Genomic DNA, 14,654 nt, shown 5'->3' with positions numbered 1-14,654 from the left:
TCCATAGGGCCAGAAACCACACGACACATGGGGCCAGATGCGAAACGGTCGAGCCGATGTCTCACACCCGCTCGTGACGCTGCGGCGGAATGCGCCTCTCCAGAAGCAGATCGTCGAGGAGCTCCGAGCACGAATCCTCGGCGGCGAGCTTCCGCGTGGCGCCAGGCTGCCCTCCGCGAGGCGTCTCGCGCGCGAGCTGCGCGTGGCGAGGATCACCGTTGTCACCGCGTACAACGCGCTCGCGGACGAGGGGTACGTCCAGATCGAGGCTCGCCGTGCTCCGAGGGTCGTCGACGTTCCTCCCGAGGCGCGCATGAACGTGGCGGCTCACGCGCCCGCGCGGCGGGTGGAACGGGAACCTCCGAGGATTGCCACCCGTGCGCGCCGCCTGCTCCACGCGGGCCGCGGCGCGCTGCTGTCGTATGACGGAGGCCCCCGTCCCTTTCGGGCGGGTCTTCCACCGCTCGATCTCTTTCCGCAGGAGGACTGGGCTCGGGCGGTGGCGCGTGCCGCCCGGCGCGCAACGAAGCGGGACCTCGTCTATGGCGAGCCGCAGGGAGCGCGCGGGCTTCGGGAGGCCATCCTCGAGCATGTCTGTGCCGTGCGGGGTGTACGTGCCCATGCCGACCAGGTCTTCGTGACAGCGGGCTCCCAGGCGGGCTTCGATCTCTGTGCCCGCGTGCTCATCGAGCCCGGCGCGACGGCGTGGGTCGAGGATCCCGGCTTCCCGGGCATCCGAGGTGCGCTCATGGCCTATGGAGGCCGCGCAGTGCCGGTCCCCGTGGATGGAGAGGGGCTGTGCGTTGGGATGGGACGGGCTCGCGCTCCGGACGCGGCCGTGGCGTTCGTCTCGCCGTCACATCAATTTCCCCTGGGCGTCCGGCTCTCGCTGTCGCGGCGGCTCGAGCTCCTGGCGTGGGCGCGGGAGAGACGGCGCTGGATCGTGGAGGATGACTACGAGAGCGAGTACCGGTTCGAAGGCCGCCCCGTGGCCGCACTCGCCGCGTTGGATGAGTCACAACGGATCCTCTATGTCGGCACCTTCAGCCGGGTCTTCCTTCCGGGCCTGCGTCTTGGGTACGTCATCGTGCCCGAGCAGCTCGTCGATGCCTTCGCCGCGGTGCGTGTTCTCGTGGATCGCCACTCGCCGTACCTCACCCAGCTCGCCTTCGCGGAGTTCCTCGAGAGCGGCTGGTTCGCGCGTCACCTGAGACGGCTTCGTGCCTCGACGCTCGAACGGCGTGACCACCTGGTCTCGGCGGTGGAGCGCCTGTTCGGAGAGCGCCTCCGGGTGGATGTTCCTGATGCGGGGAGTCACGTCTTGGGTTGGTTGGAGCGCGGAAGGGATGACCGGGAGGCCGCGCGGGCCGCGGCCCGGGTCGAAGTGGACGTGTTCCCGCTCTCGCGGTTCACGCTGCGCCGGCGAATGCCTCCGGCACTCGTGCTGGGGTATGGGGCGTATCCACCCAGCGCCGTGTGGGAGGCATTGGAGCGTCTCTCCGGTATAATCCCGCTCAGGAGGGGCGCATGACACATCTCTCGACTCCGCGTCACCTGGTCCTGGCACTCACCACGCTCCTCGCGGTGCTGACGAGCGGGTGCCTCGGCCACCACTACGAGATTCCACGCACGGAGCTGGAGCGCCTCGTGGAGACGCCGCCGCAGGAGCGTGGTCAGGGCGTCTATGCCGTGCAGCAGTTCTCGACGGCCGCGGAGCCGGAGCCCGCCCCCACCTGGGAGCAGCCTGGCGGTGAGCCACCACCGGGCTACTCCCTGGGCCTGCATGGCCACTGGGTGCCGTCCTTCTACGTCGATTACGGCGCGCCCTATTACGAGCCGCCTCCCCCCCGGCCACCGCCCTCCGTCCACGACGCCTCGCCCGTCGGCGGAGTGTCCTCGTCCGGCGGCGGCACACCGTCGTCCGCCTCGGGCTCGGGTTCGAGCGGCTCCGTCGGCAACATCAACGACATCCACGTGCTGCTGGTGGCGGCCATCGTGGTCGGCGTCGCGGCCGGCGTGGGACTGGCGGCCACCGAGGGGGCCCGCTACGAGGGCACGGTCGCCGTGCATCCGCACCACCCGGTGCACCTCTGGCACGAGAGCGGCGGGCAGAGCATCGTCGCGCTCGACGAGCTCGCCCCCGAGCACTTGAGGAATCTCGACCGGGCCACGCTATCGGGCACCGAGGGCGCCGGCATGTGGCTGCGCGACGCCGCGCCGCTCAACCGCAAGGGCTTCTCGTACCAGTTCGGCGCCGGCAACGATCACCTCACGCTGCCCGGCCGCTACAGCCAGCGGAGCCTCGGCTTCCACTTCGGGCTCGGCTACTACCCCGCGAAGAAGTTCGGCCTGCTCGCCCACTCGCGCCTGCAGCTCGGTGGGGATGCCACCAACGCCTTCTACAACGTGCGCCTGGGCCTGGAGGCCCAGTGGTACCCCATCGCCCTGTGGCGCCTGCACCTGGGTCCCTTCGTCGGCGGCGGCCAGTCCTGGTCCGCATCGGCCGGACCGATGCTGCCCGACGCGCGGGGCACGCGGCCCTATGTCTCCTTCGGAGGGCTCGCGGAGTTCGAGCTGACCACGCGCCTGGGGCTGACCTTCCGCTGGACCCAGGACTGGCTGCCGACCGCCGGCCCGGACACCCGCGCCTTCATCAGCTCGTGGTCGGTGGGGCTCGCGGTCTACTGAGCCACGCGGACAGGGTGACCGGAACCCGAGGAGCCCCGGTCACCCCACCCGCTCGTGGGGCGCCCGCTACTTCCCGGCGTCCTTTCCTGCCTCCTTCACCGCCGCGTCCGCGCCTGCCTCCGCCGCCTTCGGCTTGCGGATGGGACAGGACACGATCGCCCCGTTCGGATCGATGGCGTCCTTGCCGGACTCCACCTTGAGAATCTTCCGCTCCTCTCCAATGACGAAGGTGTAGCGATTGGCCAGCTTCAACACTGGCGTCTTCACCTCGTAGAGGTTCGTCAGCTTCGCATCCGGATCCGGGATGAACGGGAACTGCGCCTTCAACGACTCCTTGAACTTCGCCAACGTTTCCTTGTCATCCGTACTGACGGCCAGGACCTGGCCGTTGAGCTTCTCGACATCCGCGTACCGGTCCCGGTACGCCGAGAGCTCGCGCGTTCAACCACCTGTGAACGCCTTGGGGAAGAAGGCCAGGATGACCGGGCCCTGCTTCACCATCTGGGACAGGGTGTACGACTTGCCGGCGGTGTCCTCCACCGTGAAGTCCGGCGCGACGTCCCCCACCTGGGGGGTGGCTCCCGCGAAGAAGCCAGCTACGAGCGTGGGAATGAGCATGACCCCGAGTAAAGGACTTCGCCGTCCCCGGCGCAACTCAGAGGCTCGCCAGCGCCACGCGGTAGAGGGCCCGGTAGCCCATGCGAGGGGCCGGCTCGAAGCGCTCCGCCGTGAAGATCTCCTCCAACAGGCGCTTGCCGTCCTCGCTCTCGTGCAGCCCCAGCAGGGCCCGCTCCAGCTGGCCCACCAGCTCCGGCGCCACGCCCATGCCCACCGGCACCCCATCGTTCGGGGCCTCCTCGGTGTAGGCGATGAGCTCGAACTCCCTCCCCTTGCCCGGGAGCACCACCTCCACGCCGTCCGCGAACGTCAGCCCCGTGGACTCCGGCGGGCAGAAGACGCTCGCCACGTCCGCCGTGCCGCCCAGCACCGCCTCCAGGGAGGCCTTGTACGAGCCCGTGAGCTGCTGCGAGGCGAACGTCTTGGCCGGCTCCTGCCCCTTGGCCTTCAGGTACGCCACCGGCAGCAGGTAGCCCGCCACCGAGTCCCGGTCCACCCACGCCACCCGCCTGCCCTGTAGCGTCTCCAGCTTCAGCCCGGAGCCCACCCGCGCCACCAGCGCCGAGCGGTACGACGAGCGCCCCCGCCGCACCCCGCGCGCCAGCACGCGCACGCCCATGGCCTCCACCCGCGCGCACACGAAGGGCGGCGCCCAGACGGCATCCGCCCGGCCCGCCAGCAGGTCCTTCGCGAGCGCCTCGTAGCTGGCCGCCACGCTCACCTCCACCTTGCGGCCCAGGGCCCGCTCGATGAGCGAGGCCAGGTGCTCGGCCCGGTCGCGCGCCAGGGAATTGCCCAGCGAGGGCGGCAGACCGAACCGGAAGGAGAATCGCGCGGGAGTGGGAGGGGAGACGGACATGGTGGCGTGCGGGTCCCTCCTCCTACTACGCCTCGCGGTCCAGCCGCGCGACTTCGTCGTCCGCGAGCCCGAAGGTGGCCTGGAGCATGTTGAGGATGCGCTGTTCGCTCAGGCTCGGCTCCTGGCCTCCCGCGTGGGCGATCTTCGTCGCCAGCCGGTAGGCCTTCAACCGCTGGGTGTGCGTCGTCAGCCCGTGCGCCATCACCTGGAGCCGCGCCGGCAACCCCTCGGCGGCCAGCGCCGCCACCGCCTCGCTCACGAAGGCCTGGGCACGCTCGGGGCTCACGTTGTGGAAGAGCGGATCCGACGCGAAGCTCTCCACCAGTGCCCGCGCCTCCGCTTCCTTCAGACGCCCGTCCGCCGCGCTCACCAGCACCATGACCTCGGCGTACAGCCGCTCCAGCGGCTCGCCCAGCGCCTCCGCCAGGCTGCCTCCGCTCTCGATGACGTCGATGATCTGCGCCACCTCGTCCTCGGAGATGCCGAGGGCGGCCTGGAACGTCTTGAGCAGCCCCAGCTCCGTGCGCGTGGCCCGGTGGTCCGAGAACGCCACGGACGCCGCCAGCCCGAAGGCCAGCATCCGCGTCTTGTGGTCCGGCAGCCGCGCCCGGAACGAGGCGAGGATCTCCTCCAGGTCATGCGCCTTGGACAACCGCTGGGCGCTCGCCTCCACCAGCGAGTTGAGCTCCTCGGGCTTCGTGCCCTCGAACTCGGGGCGCTCGATGACGCGCCGGAGCAGCGTCTGCATCTCCAGTTGCGACACACGGCCATCCGCCATGGCCGCCAGCAGCATCACCTCCACCAGCGCGGCATTCCGCTCCTTGCGCGCTTTCACCGCCAGCTCTCGAGGCATCCGCCAACCCTCCCAGAATCGTTCGTGCTGCCGTCCTACTGCGCCTGTGTGCTCTCGGGCTTCGTGCCGTCCTCGGGCGCGAGCTCGGAGAAATCGAAGAGGCTCCGGTCCATCAGGTGGCTGGGCCGCACGTTGCTCATGGCGGACAGCACGCTCTGCCGGACATTGGGAATCTCCTTGCCCAGCTCCTCCACCAGCCGCTGCATGCGCTTGCGCTGCAGGTTCTCCTGCGAGCCGCACAGGTCGCACGGGATGATGGGGAACTGCCTCGCCTCCGCGTAGGCGGCGATCTCCTTCTCCGCCGCGTAGCACAGCGGGCGGATGACGGTGTTGCGCCCATCGTCGCTCTTGAGGATGGGGGGCATCGCCTTGAGCGAGCCGGCGAAGAAGAGGTTGAGCAGCAGGGTGTTGATGAGGTCGTCCCGGTGGTGGCCGAGGGCAATCTTGGTGCAGCCCAGCTCCACCGCCGCCGTATAGAGGATGCCGCGCCGCAACCGGGAGCAGACCGTGCACTGCGTCTTGCCCGGGGGCGTCTTCTCGAGGACGACCGAGTAGGTGTCCTCCTTGAGCATCTTGTAGGCGAAGCCCTCGCTCTTGAACCAGTTCTCCAGCTTGTCGGCCGGGAAGCCCGGGTGCCCCTGGTCCAGGTTCACCGCGAGCAACTCGAACTTCACTGGGGCGCGGCGCTGCAGCTCGCGGAGCAGGTAGAGAAGGGTGTACGAATCCTTCCCACCCGACACACCCACCATGATGCGGTCCCCCTCGGAGATGAGGGAGTAGTCCGCGATGGCCCGGCCCATGTGGCCAAGCAGGTTCTTTTCGAGGCGAAGGACGTCGGGATTCATCGGCGGTTGTCATCCTAGCGGCGGCTGGGGAAAAAACACGCTACACGTACACACCCGGTCCGCTAGCCTGCCTTCCGCCATGCCGACCTTCCCACAAGGTGCGCAGGACGTAGTGAATGCCCCGGGAGCCCAAGAGGCTGCCCGGAAGCTCGAGGCCGCCCCGGAGCTGGCGGTGGACGTGGAGGCGGACGCGATGCACGCCTTCCGCGCCCGCCTGTGCTTCCTCCAGGTAGGCACGGACGAGGACGTCTTCCTCTTCGACACCCTCCAGCCGGGAGTGGAGCCGTCGCTGCTGGCGCCGGTGATGGAGGACCCCGGGCGGACCAAGTTCTTCCATGCGGCGTCGGGAGACCTGCCCTACCTGGCCGAGGCGGGCGTGCGGGTGAGGGGCCTCTTCGACACCCACCGGGCGGCGACGCTGCTGGGCTGGCCCAAGGTGGGGCTGGCGGACCTGGCGCGCGAGCGGCTGGGCGTGGAGCTACCGAAGGAGCACCAACAGTCGGACTTCTCGCTCCGGCCGCTGCCACCCGGGATGAGGGACTACATCGCCAACGACGTGCGCTACCTGGTGGAGCTGGGCCGGCAGGTGCGCGAGGAGAGCCGGAAGGCGGGCATCCTCGAGGAAGTGCTGCTCGACTGCGAGCGCATGTGCGACGAGGCGGCGGCGCGGCCGGACGTGGGAGCGGACTTCAAGCCGAAGCTGCCGAAGGCGGGGCTGACGCCGACGCAGCTGGTGCTGGCGAACGCCATCGCACAGGCGCTGCACCGCAAGCGGCTGGAGTGGGCCGAGGCGGAGAACGTCCCCATGGGGCGGATGCTCTCCAACATGGCCATCACGGACATCGCGGTGAAACCACCGGGCACTTCGAAGGAGCTGGTGAAGGCGGCGGGAGTGCGAGGGGCCTTCGTGCGGACGCATGGGGACGAGGTGCTGGCGCTGGTGCGCGAGCTGCTGGAGAAGTCGCGCCGGGGCGAGCTGAAGCCGGAGCAGGAGGAGCAGCGAGGACCAAAGGACGCGAACCGGCGCAAGCGCGAGGACGCGCTGAAGGCGTGGCGAGTGGAGAAGGCGGGGGCGCGCAAGGTGACGCCCTCGGTGGTGCTGCCCAACGCCATCTTCGACACGATCGTGTCACGGCCGCCGGCGAACCTGGATGAGCTGAGGGCGGTGCCCTACTTCGGAGACAAGCGCGTGCAACTCTACGGAGAGGAGCTCCTCACGCTGCTCTCCCAACACCCTGTCTCCGGCTGAGGAAACAACCCCCTCTCCCTCTGGGAGAGGGACGGGGTGAGGGTATCCGTCACCGCGGTGCCCACCTGTCTCCCGCTCCGGACTCACGTGCAGCGGAATCTTCCGCCCGTGTCTCCCGGCGTCCCACTTGCAGGGACACGAAGTGAATCCGCGCTGATCGAGCGGTTTGCCGGAGTTCCGCGAAGAACGGCGCGGGAACCCTGGTGTGCTCCTGTGCGTACTTCTTGGTGGCAGTAGGCACGAGCCCCCCTGTCATGCGGCCGATTGAACAAGTCGGCGGGGAGGAAGCAGATCCGGTTGCGGCTGGGGGGAACGTGCGTAGGTTTGAAGCCGCTGTGGAGGTGGTGGGCATGTCAGGAGTGCGACTCGGAGGCGCGATCGCCGACGTTCATCACTGCATCGACGCGAGCCTGAGCTGTCAGGCCGCGTGCGAGGCGGCGATGGAGCAATTGGCGGCCAGGGGTATACGCGCCGACAGCGAGCCGATGCGCCTGCTGCGCCAATGCGCGGAGCTGTGCGAGCTGAACGCGCGAGCCCTCCAGAAGGACAGCCGGTTGGCGAGGCGCACGGCGACGCTGTGCTTCGAGCTGAGCAACCAGGTGGCGCGCGCGGCGTGGCTGGACGGCAACATGGCCTCGAACGTGCTGGCGCGGGATGCGCTGCAGCTCGCGAGGGCCTGCCGGCCGCTGCTCTTCACCTGAGGTAACGAGCGCCATTCTCCCGTCACGTTCGGAGTAACGTCCGTCTAATGAGACGGACGGGCTCCATGCGCTGGAGCCACGAGGAGAGCATGGCGGAGGGAGACGCGGAGGAGCTGCGGGAGGTGGTGCGGCGGCTGGAGGCGACGGTCTCCCGGCTGGAGGCGCGCATCGAGCACCTGGAGACGGCGGCCACGGTCCGGCCGCCCGCCCCAGCGGCACCTGACGTCCCGGCCACCCCGGCGCCCGCGCCCGCTCCGGAGAAGAGGGACCTCGAGGCGCACCTGGGCACGTACTGGCTGAGCCGGGTGGGCATCGTGTCGCTCATCCTCGGCTTCGCCTTCCTCATCATCTACCACTTCGGCGAGCTGGGCGTGCTGGTGCGGGTGGGAGCGGGCTACCTGCTGAGCGCGGGGCTGGCGGCGCTGGGCCTGTGGCTGTCGCGCCGCCATGAGCTCTTCGGACGCATCGTCTTCGGAGGAGGGCTGGCGCTCGCCTACTTCGTCACGTACGCGTTGCACTTCGTGCCCTCGGTGCGGGTCATCCCCAGCGAGACGCTCGCGCTCGTGCTGCTGGCGTTGCACGTGGTGGGCATCGTGGTCATCGCGGACCGGATGAAGTCGGAGACGGTGGCGGGCATCGCGCTCTTCCTCGGGCTGCACACGGGGATGCTCAGCGACATCACCGTCTTCACCCTGCTGTCCACCACGCTGCTGGCGGGCGGAGCGCTGTTCTTCCTGGTGAAGAACCGCTGGGTCATCGTGCCGCTGTCGAGCCTGGTGGCCGTCTACTCGACGCACGTCGTCTGGGCGATGCGCACGGAGGCCATCGCTCCGGGCCAACCCGCGAACGAGCGGCTGGCGCTGAGCCTCTCCTTCCTCGCGCTCTACTACATCCTCTTCTCGGTGGCGCTGCTGGTCCACCCGCGCGAGCTGTCACGGAGGGCGAGCCTCTCCTTCGCGCTGCTCAACTGGGTGGGACTGCTCACCCTGGGGGCGCTGGAGGTGGGACGCTGGAACGAGCCGCGCCTCTTCACCTTCTTCGTCATCGTCGCGCTGGCGCAGGGCGCGGGGGCCGGGGTGGGCCACCTGCGGGGCGCCCCCCTCTCGCTGCTGCAGGCGTACCTGGCCACGGGTGTCGTCACGCTCGCGATGGGACTGCCCGCGCACTACGAGGACACGGCGCTGGTGCGGGCCTGGACGGCGGTGGGGCTCGTGGCGGGGCTCTCGGGACGGGTCCTGGGCGCGAGCGCCCTACAGGTGGTGGGCGTGGGGCTCCTCTACGTGGCGCTCGGGGCCACCTGGCTGCCGCCCTCGGGCCGCGCGCTCCTGTACGCCGCGCTCCTCGTGAGCTTCACGCTCGTCGAGCGTTCCGGGGTCATCGAATCGGCCCGGCTGCCCCCTCCCCTCCAGGGGCGCCGCCGCACCGCGCTCCAGCTCTTCTGCACGGCCGGCGCGGGGCTCGCGCTGGTGGGGCTCCTGGGCGAGCTCATGCCGAAGGACCTGGGCACGCTGGGCTGGGGGGTGGCGGCCTTCGCCCTGTTCGCCCTGGGCTTCGTCCTGCGCGAGCGCTGGTACCGCTTCGTGGGCCTCGCGGTGCTGGCGTTCACCCTCGGGCGCCTGGTCCTCGTCGACCTGGCGGGCCTGCCACCGAACCAGCGCATCCTCACCTTCATCCTGCTCGGGGCGATGCTGCTGGCCGTCTCCTACGTGTACACGCGGCTGCGCGGGCAGCGGAGCTGAGACGCGACTCCGCAAGTGGACTGGCCCGGGCCGACCCCCTCGACTAGCGTCCGGGAACATGGATCTGCTCGACCCGCTCGTGCGCACGGCGTACCGCGGTGCCTACACCCTGGCGAGGGCGTACTGGTTCGTGCGCCGCCCGAGGACGGAGGGCACGCTCGTGGGTATCTGGCATGGCCGCGAGGTGCTGCTGCTGCGCAACTCGTACAAGCAGGACTTCAGCATGCCCGGAGGGGGCAGGCACCCCGGCGAGTCCCCGCAGCAGACCGGCGCGCGCGAGCTGCGCGAGGAGGTGGGGCTGCGCGTCTCCCCCGGAGAGCTGCGCGAGGTCTTCGAGACCCGGGGCACGGAGGAGTTCAAGCGCGACCGCTGCCACTTCGTCGAACTCGAGGTCCAGACCCGGCCCACCCTCACCCTGGACAACCGCGAGGTGGTGTGGGCCGAGTTCATCGACCTGGACACGGCGCTCCGGCTGCCGCTCGCCCAGGTGGTGCGGGCCTACCTCGAGCACGCGGCGCGGCGGCGCGGCCCCACCGGTCAGAGGGACACGCCGTAGAGGGCGCCGTACTTGGACTTGAGGTAGGCGAGGAAATCCGAGTCGGTGAGGCCCTGGCCCGTCACATTGCGCACCAGCTCCTCGGCGGGCAGGCGGTAGCCCTCGGCGTGCACATGGGTGCGCAGCCAGTCGCGCAGGGGAAGGAGCTGGCCGCGGGCGATGCCCTCCTCCAATCCCGGCAGGGCGCGCTTCGCGGCGGCGTAGAGGGACGCGGCGTAGAGGTTGCCCAGCGAGTACGTGGGGAAGTAGCCGAACTCGCCCCAGGCCCAATGGATGTCCTGCATCACGCCCTGCGTGTCGTCCGGCGGGGTGACGCCCAGGAAGCGCCGCATGCGCTCGTTCCACGCCGAGGGCAGCTCGCTCAACGGCAGCTCGTCGCGGATGAGCAGCAGCTCCAACTCGTAGCGCAGGACGATGTGCAGGTTGTACGTCACCTCGTCCGCCTCCACGCGGATGAGCGAGGGCGTGACGCGGTTGACTGCGGAGTGGAAGGTGTCCAGGTCCACGCCCGCGAGCGCCTCGGGGAAGGCCTCGCGCATCACGGGGAAGTAGTGCGTCCAGAAGGGCCGGCCGCGCCCCACCAGGTTCTCCCACATGCGCGACTGGGACTCGTGCAGGCCCATGGAGGGAGCGTTCGCCAGCGGCGTGCGGTAGTGGGACTCGGAGAAGCCCTGCTCGTACAGGCCGTGCCCGCCCTCGTGCAGCGTGCTGAAGAGGCCCGTCAGCGTGCCCTCCTCCAGGTCCGTGGTGAGGCGCACGTCCTTCGGGTGCTGCCCGCTGGAGAAGGGATGGATGCTCTTGTCCTGCCGCCCCGCCTCCAGGTCGAAGCCCATGTCCGCCAGCAGCCGCAGGGAGAGGCGCCACTGCGTGTCGAGGTCGAAGCGCCGGCCCTGGAAGAAGTCCGTCACCTTCCGAGGCGCGGCCTGGAGGGCGGCCACCAGGGGGATGAGGTTGTCGCGGAGCGCGGAGAGCACCGGGGTGAGGCGGGCCACGCGCATGCCGGGCTCGTAGCCCTCGAGCAGCGCGTCGTAACGCTCGCCGGAGTGGCCATAGGCATCCGCCTGCTCGCGGCGCAGGGCCAGCAGCCGCGCCAGGGCGGGCTGGAAGACGGCGAAGCGGTTCTGCTTGCGTGCCTCGCGCCAGGCCACGAGGCCCCGGCTCTGGGCCTCGGCGAGCGCCTGCACCAGCGCCTTGGGCACCTTCACCGCCCGGTCCCGCTCATGGGTCAGCACGCGCGCCATGGCCCGCTGGTCGTCCGTGAGGCCCTTGTTGCCGATGGCCCAGGAGAGCAGCTCGCCCAGCCGGGGGTCGACCAGGCGCTCGTGGTGGATGCCCTGGATGGTGGAGAGCTGGAAGGCCCGGGACTCGGCCCCTTTGGAGGGCAGGTAGGTCTCCTGGTCCCACGTGGCCAGGCCGATGAGTCCACCGAGGTCCCGAAGCTCCTGCATCCGGGCGAGCAGCGCGTCGAAGGTCTTTTCCATGGCGGATTCTTTAGTCCGATTCGCCTCGGACTTCCGCAAGCCTCGGCATTCGGTTAATTGCCGGAACATGGCCAGCCAGGTTCAGTTCTTCATGTCCCCCGATGACGAGGTCGCCTTCTTCCGCTTCCTCGAGCGCATCGAGCTGGAGGTGTACCCCCGGCGCGTCCCTCCGGACTGGAAGACCTTCCGGGCCAGCGAGGCGAACCATCCCCGGCTGCCCGAGGAGGACCTGTACCTGGTGGCCGTCTCCGTGGGACCTGCCATCGTGGACAAGGTGAAGCGGGGTCCGGACAAGGGCTTCTGGCGCATCGACGAGGTGCGCTCGCCGGTCATCTTCATGGAGCGCTGCCGGATGAACGAGGAGGGCGAGCTCCTCAGTGGCCAGCTCTGGGCCGAGCTGGAGGTGACGCCGCAGACGGGCCGCAAGGACGCGGCCTCGGACCAGTTCCGGCGCCAGTTCCGTGAAATCGAGGAGTACCTGAAGAAGACCTTCCGCAAGGGTGACCCCAAGGCCTTCCTCGTGGGCCCCAAGGCCGCGCGCCTGCACAAGGAGGGCAAGCTGGTGCTGCGCGACTCGGCCCACCGGGGCGGCACCGTGGTGCCGTACAAATAGGTCTCACCGGGCGCCCGAAGCGCCCCGCTCACTCCTGCTTGGGCTTGGAATCCTTGTCACCCTGCTCCTGCCCGCTGCCGCCGTGTCCTGGCGTCAGCTCGTCCACGAGCGAGCGCAGTTGACGGGCGATGGCGGAGTCCTCCGATCCCCGCTTCGCGAGCGCCCCCATCACCGCCGAGAGCGTCTCTGGATCGGAGAGGAGCTGCGCGGCAACCTCCTCCTTCTGCGCCCGGATGGCCGTGAGGACGGCACGCTGGGCCTCGGGCTCGTCCTTCGCCGCCTCGAGGACCTGGACCATCACCTCGGTGAGTGGCTCGGGGTTGCGGACCAGGTGGTGGGCCATGAGCGCCGCGTACTGGGGATCGTCCAGGCCGCTGGCGTTGATGGCGAGGAAGCGGTTGAGCGACGAGCGGTGCCCGAGCAGCAACCGGAACAGCTGGTCGACGTACTCAGGGTTCTCATCGAGCACGCGCAGGGTGGCCTCGAACAGCTCCCGGCGCTCGACTTCATTCTTCATGGCCTTGTCCATGAAGAACCGCCGGGGCTCGACACCCGTGCTGTGGACACACCCAGCCAGCGGCAACAGCAGCAGAAGGCTCCATCTCGCGAGGACCCGCATGGCCCCTCCTATCAAGGGGGCGAAGCTGGGAATGGAGCCCTGGCCCAACAATGGTCTCCCGTCCAATCCAGGCCGGGAGTGTCCGAAGATGTCCGACGTCCAGCGTCAGGCCCGGGCTAGACGTCGTCCCGCGAACGGGTCTCGGGTCAAGAGCCCGTCGCGGCCAGCTGGCGCAGCTGCGGCGCCGCCGACAGGAACTTCAGCTCCGGGTGCTTCTCCTCGGCGTGCTGCAGCGCCCAGTCATCCCGGAAGAGCACCAGCGGCAGCCCGTCGCGGTCCTGCACCGTCTGCCGGTTGCCCTCCCAGTCGAAGCTCTTCGGGTCGAAGTTCGGGCCCACCACCCAGCGCGCGTGGCTGAAGGGCAGCCGGTCCAGCATGATGCGGGCGCCGTACTCGTGCTCCACCCGGTACTGGAGCACCTCGAACTGCAGCGCTCCCACCACGCCCACGATGGGATCCTTCATGCCCATCCCGAGCTGCTGGAAGATCTGCACCGTGCCCTCCTCGGAGAGCTGCTCCAGGCCCTTCTCCATCTGCTTGCGGCGCAGCGGATCCTTCGAGCGGACGATGGCGAAGTACTCCGGGCTGAAGCGCGGCACGCTCTCGAAGAGCAGGTCCTCGCCCTCGCACAGCGTGTCGCCGATGCGGAACATGCCCGGGTCGAAGAGGCCGATGACGTCCCCCGGCCACGCGTCCTCGATGGCCGTGCGCTCGGCGGCGAGGAACTGGCTCGGCTTGGCCAGGCGCACCTCCTTGCCCAGCCGCGAGTGGAACGCGCTCATGCCCTTGGTATACCGGCCCGACACCACACGCATGAACGCGATGCGGTCTCGGTGCGCCGGGTCCATGTTCGCCTGGATCTTGAACACGAAGCCCGCGAACTTCGGGTGCGTGGGCTCGCGCGGCCCGTCCTTCGTCGGACGCGAGGTGGGCGCCGGCGCCAGCTCCAGGAAGTGGTCCAGGAACGGCCGCACTCCGAAGTTCGTCATCGCGCTGCCGAAGAACATGGGCGTGAGCTGTCCCGTGGCCACCTTCTCCCGGGTGAACTCGTCGCCACCGATGTCCAACAGCTCGATCTCCTCCTTGAGCGTGGCCAGCTCGCGCTCGGTGAGCACGGAGAGGATGTCGGCCGAGTCGATGTGCACGGAGCGCTCCTCGACCTCGGACTCGCCATGGCGGCCGGCGGCGGAGAAGACGTGCACCACCTTGGACTGCCGGTCATACACGCCCCGGAACTCCGGCCCCATGCCAATGGGCCAGTTCATGGGGTAGGCGCGGATGCCGAGCACCTGCTCCAGCTCGTCCATGAGCTCGAGCGGCGCGCGGCCCCAGCGATCGAGCTTGTTGACGAAGGTGAAGATGGGGATGCCGCGCATGCGGCAGACCTTGAAGAGCTTCTTGGTCTGAGGCTCGACGCCCTTGGCGGCGTCGATGAGCATCACCGCCGAGTCTGCCGCCGCGAGGGTGCGGTAGGTGTCCTCGGAGAAGTCCTGGTGGCCCGGGGTGTCGAGCAGGTTGACGGCGTGCCCGCGGTAGGGGAACTGGAGGACCGAGGAGGTGACGGAGATTCCGCGCTCCTTCTCCAGCTCCATCCAGTCGCTGGTGGCGTGGCGGCTCGCACGGCGGGCCTTCACGCTACCGGCCAGATGGATGGCGCCGCCGTAGAGCAGCAGCTTCTCGGTAAGGGTGGTCTTACCCGCGTCGGGGTGGGAGATGATCGCGAAGGTACGCCGACGGGCGACCTCCTGGTCGAGCTCGGATGCCATATCGGGAGAGGAACTATCACGGGGCGTGCGTTTTTTCGCGGGGTTCCATGCGTGGGAGCCGTTCCGC

At 69.4% G+C, this 14,654-nt stretch carries 14 protein-coding genes; 7 read left to right on the top strand and 7 right to left on the bottom strand.

Features of this window, described 5'->3' with window-relative positions:
* The first annotated feature begins 37 nt into the window (after positions 1–37).
* Together pdxR and NR810_RS05455 are read left to right on the top strand one after the other, a co-directional pair.
* The gene (pdxR, locus tag NR810_RS05460; RefSeq protein WP_257448628.1) at positions 38–1,531 is read left to right on the top strand and encodes a MocR-like pyridoxine biosynthesis transcription factor PdxR; all 1,494 of its coding nucleotides are present in this window, start codon (positions 38–40) and stop codon (positions 1,529–1,531) included.
* Entirely contained in the window at positions 1,528–2,688 is a 1,161-nt protein-coding gene (locus NR810_RS05455) for a hypothetical protein (protein ID WP_257448626.1), read from the top strand. Before pdxR ends, NR810_RS05455 begins: the two co-directional genes overlap by 4 nt.
* A 66-nt stretch (positions 2,689–2,754) precedes the next feature.
* Here the strand turns inward: NR810_RS05455 and NR810_RS05450 are convergent, their stop codons facing one another.
* The 4 genes from NR810_RS05450 to ttcA are packed head-to-tail and all read right to left on the bottom strand — an operon-like array spanning position 2,755 to position 5,863.
* On the bottom strand, positions 2,755–3,306 hold the full coding sequence (locus tag NR810_RS05450; protein WP_257448623.1) for a peroxiredoxin: 552 nt from the start codon (positions 3,304–3,306) through the stop codon (positions 2,755–2,757).
* Positions 3,307–3,343: 37 nt separating this feature from the next.
* Positions 3,344–4,165 (bottom strand): phosphate/phosphite/phosphonate ABC transporter substrate-binding protein, encoded by an 822-nt coding sequence (locus NR810_RS05445; RefSeq protein WP_257448621.1) that lies wholly within the window; start codon positions 4,163–4,165, stop codon positions 3,344–3,346.
* 25 nt (positions 4,166–4,190) lie between these two features.
* A complete protein-coding gene (locus NR810_RS05440) occupies positions 4,191–5,018 on the bottom strand; it encodes a tellurite resistance TerB family protein (RefSeq protein ID WP_257448619.1) in 828 nt (275 codons plus the stop codon).
* Positions 5,019–5,053: 35 nt separating this feature from the next.
* Positions 5,054–5,863 (bottom strand): tRNA 2-thiocytidine(32) synthetase TtcA, encoded by an 810-nt coding sequence (gene ttcA, locus NR810_RS05435; RefSeq protein ID WP_257448617.1) that lies wholly within the window; start codon positions 5,861–5,863, stop codon positions 5,054–5,056.
* A gap of 79 nt (positions 5,864–5,942) precedes the next feature.
* On the opposite strand from ttcA, the gene NR810_RS05430 reads away from it, so the two are divergent.
* The 4 genes from NR810_RS05430 (at position 5,943) to NR810_RS05415 (ending at position 10,108) form a co-directional block, all read left to right on the top strand.
* Positions 5,943–7,112 (top strand): ribonuclease D, encoded by a 1,170-nt coding sequence (locus NR810_RS05430; RefSeq protein WP_257448616.1) that lies wholly within the window; start codon positions 5,943–5,945, stop codon positions 7,110–7,112.
* A 350-nt stretch (positions 7,113–7,462) separates the two neighbouring features.
* Positions 7,463–7,813 carry a hypothetical protein gene (locus NR810_RS05425; protein WP_257448614.1) on the top strand — a complete coding sequence of 117 codons (351 nt, stop codon included), beginning with the start codon at positions 7,463–7,465 and terminating at the stop codon, positions 7,811–7,813.
* A 65-nt stretch (positions 7,814–7,878) separates the two neighbouring features.
* Entirely contained in the window at positions 7,879–9,552 is a 1,674-nt protein-coding gene (locus tag NR810_RS05420; RefSeq protein WP_257448612.1) for a DUF2339 domain-containing protein, read from the top strand.
* A gap of 58 nt (positions 9,553–9,610) precedes the next feature.
* The gene (locus tag NR810_RS05415) at positions 9,611–10,108 is read left to right on the top strand and encodes an NUDIX hydrolase (RefSeq protein ID WP_257448601.1); all 498 of its coding nucleotides are present in this window, start codon (positions 9,611–9,613) and stop codon (positions 10,106–10,108) included.
* Here the strand turns inward: NR810_RS05415 and NR810_RS05410 are convergent.
* Complete coding sequence (locus NR810_RS05410) at positions 10,090–11,589, bottom strand: carboxypeptidase M32 (RefSeq protein WP_257448599.1); 1,500 nt, start codon at positions 11,587–11,589, stop codon at positions 10,090–10,092. The genes NR810_RS05415 and NR810_RS05410 overlap by 19 nt on opposite strands.
* 67 nt (positions 11,590–11,656) lie before the next feature.
* On the opposite strand from NR810_RS05410, the gene NR810_RS05405 reads away from it, so the two are divergent.
* Complete coding sequence (locus NR810_RS05405; protein WP_257448597.1) at positions 11,657–12,202, top strand: hypothetical protein; 546 nt, start codon at positions 11,657–11,659, stop codon at positions 12,200–12,202.
* 28 nt (positions 12,203–12,230) lie between these two features.
* Here the strand turns inward: NR810_RS05405 and NR810_RS05400 are convergent, their stop codons facing one another.
* Both NR810_RS05400 and NR810_RS05395 read right to left on the bottom strand, forming a co-directional pair.
* Positions 12,231–12,821: a hypothetical protein gene (locus NR810_RS05400; protein ID WP_257448595.1), complete on the bottom strand. Its 591-nt coding sequence runs from the start codon at positions 12,819–12,821 to the stop codon at positions 12,231–12,233.
* Between the two features lie 146 nt (positions 12,822–12,967).
* Positions 12,968–14,587: a peptide chain release factor 3 gene (locus tag NR810_RS05395; protein ID WP_257448593.1), complete on the bottom strand. Its 1,620-nt coding sequence runs from the start codon at positions 14,585–14,587 to the stop codon at positions 12,968–12,970.
* Positions 14,588–14,654: the final 67 nt, after the last annotated feature.

The organism is Archangium lipolyticum, assembly GCF_024623785.1.
In the GTDB taxonomy this organism is placed as follows: Bacteria; Myxococcota; Myxococcia; order Myxococcales; family Myxococcaceae; genus Archangium; species Archangium lipolyticum.
The sequence above is the reverse complement of the archived record's forward strand: the minus strand, read 5'-3'. Positions and strand labels throughout refer to the sequence as shown.

Excerpts from the sequence above, each read along its gene's own strand:
- NR810_RS05415 (WP_257448601.1), top strand. The coding sequence starts at position 9,611 with ATGGATCTGCTCGACCCGCTCGTGCGCACGGCGTACCGCGGTGCCTAC.
- NR810_RS05420 (WP_257448612.1), top strand. The coding sequence starts at position 7,879 with ATGCGCTGGAGCCACGAGGAGAGCATGGCGGAGGGAGACGCGGAGGAG.
- NR810_RS05395 (WP_257448593.1), bottom strand. The coding sequence starts at position 14,587 with ATGGCATCCGAGCTCGACCAGGAGGTCGCCCGTCGGCGTACCTTCGCG.
- NR810_RS05400 (WP_257448595.1), bottom strand. The coding sequence starts at position 12,821 with ATGCGGGTCCTCGCGAGATGGAGCCTTCTGCTGCTGTTGCCGCTGGCT.
- NR810_RS05430 (WP_257448616.1), top strand. The coding sequence starts at position 5,943 with ATGCCGACCTTCCCACAAGGTGCGCAGGACGTAGTGAATGCCCCGGGA.
- ttcA (WP_257448617.1), bottom strand. The coding sequence starts at position 5,863 with ATGAATCCCGACGTCCTTCGCCTCGAAAAGAACCTGCTTGGCCACATG.
- NR810_RS05440 (WP_257448619.1), bottom strand. The coding sequence starts at position 5,018 with ATGCCTCGAGAGCTGGCGGTGAAAGCGCGCAAGGAGCGGAATGCCGCG.
- NR810_RS05405 (WP_257448597.1), top strand. The coding sequence starts at position 11,657 with ATGGCCAGCCAGGTTCAGTTCTTCATGTCCCCCGATGACGAGGTCGCC.
- NR810_RS05455 (WP_257448626.1), top strand. The coding sequence starts at position 1,528 with ATGACACATCTCTCGACTCCGCGTCACCTGGTCCTGGCACTCACCACG.
- pdxR (WP_257448628.1), top strand. The coding sequence starts at position 38 with ATGCGAAACGGTCGAGCCGATGTCTCACACCCGCTCGTGACGCTGCGG.
- NR810_RS05410 (WP_257448599.1), bottom strand. The coding sequence starts at position 11,589 with ATGGAAAAGACCTTCGACGCGCTGCTCGCCCGGATGCAGGAGCTTCGG.
- NR810_RS05445 (WP_257448621.1), bottom strand. The coding sequence starts at position 4,165 with ATGTCCGTCTCCCCTCCCACTCCCGCGCGATTCTCCTTCCGGTTCGGT.
- NR810_RS05425 (WP_257448614.1), top strand. The coding sequence starts at position 7,463 with ATGTCAGGAGTGCGACTCGGAGGCGCGATCGCCGACGTTCATCACTGC.